We start from the raw sequence: 1,247 nt of genomic DNA on the forward strand, positions 1-1,247 counted from the left end.
TCCTCCTCCGAGGCGGTGCGGAAGGGCGGGACGGGCGGGGCGGGAAGGGCGCGGCGGCCCTGGCCGCGGGTGGCGCGCAGGCTGGCGGCGATCGAGACGGTGAGGATCGTGGCGACCACCGCCAAGGAGATGCTGGTGGGGATGTAGACGATGTCGATCTTCAGCAGCATCTTGAGCCCCACCCAGACCAGCACCAGGGCCAGGCCGACCTTCAGGTACACGAAGCGGTGGATCAGGTCCGCCAGCAGGAAGTACATCGCCCGCAGCCCCAGGATCGCGAAGGCGTTGGCCGTGAAGACCAGGAACACCTCCTCGGTCACCGCGAAGATCGCCGGGATCGAGTCCACCGCGAAGACGACGTCGGTGACCTCGATCAGCACCAGCACCGCCAGCAGCGGGGTGGCCAGCAGCACCCCGCCGCGGCGGACCAGCAGCTTCTGCCCGTGGTAGGTGTCGGTCATCGGCGCGAAGCGGCGGAACAGGCGCAGGACGGCGGACTGGTCCGGCTCCAGGTGCTGGTCGCGCTGGCGGATCATCCGCCACCCGGTGTAGAGCAGGAACGCGGCGAAGACGTAGAGGATCCAGGAGAAGTTCTGGATCAGCACCGCCCCGGCGGCGATGAAGATCCCGCGGAACACCAGCGCCCCGAGCACCCCCAGGAACAGCACCCGGTGCTGGAACTGCCGCGGCACCGCGAAGTAGCTGAAGATGATCGCCCAGACGAACACGTTGTCCACCGCCAGGGACTTCTCGATGAGGTAGCCGGCGAAGTACTGCTGGCCGAACTCCGCCCCCCATCCCCACCAGACGAGAGCTCCGAAGCCGACGCCGAAGGCAACCCACACCCCTGACCACAGGGCCGCTTCCCGCACCCCGATCACGTGGGCGTGCCGGTGGGCGAACAGGTCCACGGCCAGCATCAGCACGATGAAGCCGAGCACCGCGGCCCAGATCCAGAACGGGACGTCCATCACAGCACCTTCCGATCGATCCGATCGGAGGTCTCTCCCGGCCCGGTCCGGGCCCGCCCGCCGGACCCCTCCCGGGGCCGTAGTGACGACGGTGCGCTGGTGGGATACTCCCCTCCCTGCTCCGACAAGTGAAGCACTGTTCACCTGTCGGGGCAAGACCCCGCAGGGACCATGCGCGGGCGGCGCTCGGCGGGCGCCGCTCGGCGGCGACCGCCGTGGCCGCGACGTGCACCGCCGGGGCCGTGCGCACGGGGCGATCCGCGCCGGCACGGCCGG

At 70.1% G+C, this 1,247-nt stretch carries 1 protein-coding gene; it reads right to left on the minus strand.

Features of this window, described 5'->3' with window-relative positions; all coding sequences use genetic code 11:
* On the minus strand, positions 1-971 hold a 971-nt coding region (locus BJF77_RS02890), incomplete at its 3' end, for a TerC family protein (protein ID WP_075871227.1).
* Positions 972-1,247 lie beyond the last annotated feature (276 nt).

It is taken from the genome of Kocuria sp. CNJ-770 (assembly GCF_001942375.1).
GTDB classification, from domain to species: Bacteria; Actinomycetota; Actinomycetes; order Actinomycetales; family Micrococcaceae; genus Kocuria; species Kocuria oceani.